The organism is Taibaiella koreensis, from assembly GCF_003545715.1.
Lineage (GTDB): Bacteria > Bacteroidota > Bacteroidia > Chitinophagales > Chitinophagaceae > Taibaiella > Taibaiella koreensis.
In genome coordinates this window covers 1-2,032 of the sequence record NZ_QVNU01000019.1, presented here as the reverse complement: position 1 = coordinate 2,032, position 2,032 = coordinate 1, and the positions used below count along the sequence as shown (strand labels likewise).

Below are 2,032 nucleotides of genomic sequence, written 5' to 3'. Positions count from 1 at the left end.
AGGACCGGTCCAGGTTAAGCCGGGTATCTTCTAAAAGCTGTACATAATGCTCCAGCAGCGCCGTCACCGTACCCTCGGTAAAAAGATCCGTACTGTATTCCAGCTTCAGCTCGATACCCTTAACGGACTTTACCCCTTCCAGCAGGAGATCAAATTTGCTGGTATCATAAATGCTTTTTACGGGTTCCAGCAAAGCATCCCCCAAAGCGAGCTCCGTATTGTCCTCATGCACGAAAGAGAACATGATATCGAAAAGCGGGTTGCGGCCCATATCCCTTTTCAGGTCCAGTTGTTCGATCAGCAGCTCGAAAGGATACTCCTGGTTCTTTAAAGCATCGACACTAGCCTGCTTTACCTCTGCCAGGAACGCGCGGAACGTTTTCTGTCCCGTAGGATAAGAACGCAGCGCCAGTGTATTGATAAAAACACCCAGCACCTTATCTAGTTCGGCCCGGGTGCGGCCCGCCACAGGGCTGCCCACCACGATATCCCCGTTGCCCGAATACTTATACAACAATACCTTGAACGTAGCCAGCAGCAATTGATTGAGCGTGTAACCCAATTGGCTGGCCGTTGTTTCCAGCGCCAGGCAAAGCGCCTGCGGCAATTGGACCCGCTTGCGTTTGCCCTTAAACGTCTTTTGTGCCGGCCTGGGCAGGTCTGTCTGCAGGTTCAGCACCGGTACCTCATCGGCAAACTGCCTGAGCCAGTAAGCCTCCTGCTCTTTGAGCGCACCGGAAGCCAGGAAGTCGTTTTGCCAGGCCGCAAAATCCTTATACTGCAAAGCAAGCGGTTCCAGGCTTTGACCATGATACAACCGCATCAGCTCCTCCATAAACAAAACAGCCGATACCCCATCGGAGATGATATGATGCATGTCGAAGAGCAGGAGTTGCTGCTCCTGTTCGAGGTGGCAAAGCTGCACCCGGAGCAGGGGAGGAGCCGCCAGGTCGAAGGTGCGGATAAAGGAGCCGATCAATTGGTCTTTATCCTTGACAGACCCTTCTACAACACCAATATGGAAAGGCAGCGTCTCTTTAACGATCTGGACCGGCACCCCATCATGCATCTCGAAGGCAGTCCTGAGTATCTCATGTCTGTCGATCAGGGTCTGGAAGCAATGTTCCAGTCGTTGATGATCGACGCGGCCCTTTATCCAAAAGGCCCTGGGTATATTATAGCTGTTGTCGGCGCCATCGATCTGGTGCAACAGGTACAACCGTTTCTGGGAGGAAGAGAGGGGATACATCGCCCTGCCCGAAATAGCTTCTATTTGTGCTACCTGTTCTTTGTGCTGCCGGTCGATAAAGGCTGCCTGATCCAGTATAGTAGGTTGCTTGAAAAATACATTTAAAGGCAGGCTTACCTCGAATGTTTTAAATATCCTGGCAACCGTATTGGTCGCTTTAAGTGAATGTCCTCCGAGCTCGAAGAAGTTATCGTGCCGTCCGACCCTGGGTACATTGAGTACCTGCATCCAGAGTTCCGCCAACAACTTTTCTGTGGCGGTCTGCGGTTCCTCAAACAACGCTTCGGACAACTCCGAAGCCCCAGGCTGCGGTAATTTCTTACGATCGATCTTGCCATTGGCCGTAAGCGGAAAGCTTTCCATCAATACGAAGAAAGCCGGTACCATATACCCGGGCAGTAAAGCCGCCAGGTGCTGACGCAGCAGCGCGGCCGTAAGGCTATCCTCGGCCACCACATAGGCACACAAGTATTTATCGCCGGAGACATCCTCACGATCCACGACCAGCACATCCTTGACCGCCGTATGCAGCAAGAGTTTACTCTCTATTTCCCCCAGCTCTATTCTGAAACCCCTGATCTTTACCTGATGGTCGATCCTTCCCAGATATTCAAAATCGCCATCCGGCAGCATCCGGGCCAGGTCACCACTGCGGTACAGCCTTTCCCCCTTATGGTAAGGATGATCGATAAACCGCTGTGCCGTGAGCTCCGGACGATTCAGGTAACCCCTGGCCAGCCCGGCACCACCCACACACAACTCACCCGCTACACCCTGCGGTGC

At 52.9% G+C, this 2,032-nt stretch carries 1 protein-coding gene; it reads right to left on the bottom strand.

The features are described 5' to 3' along the window. Nucleotides 1-2,032, bottom strand: a 2,032-nt coding sequence (locus DZK30_RS25535) for a condensation domain-containing protein (RefSeq protein WP_162903473.1), incomplete at both ends; no start/stop codon positions are given.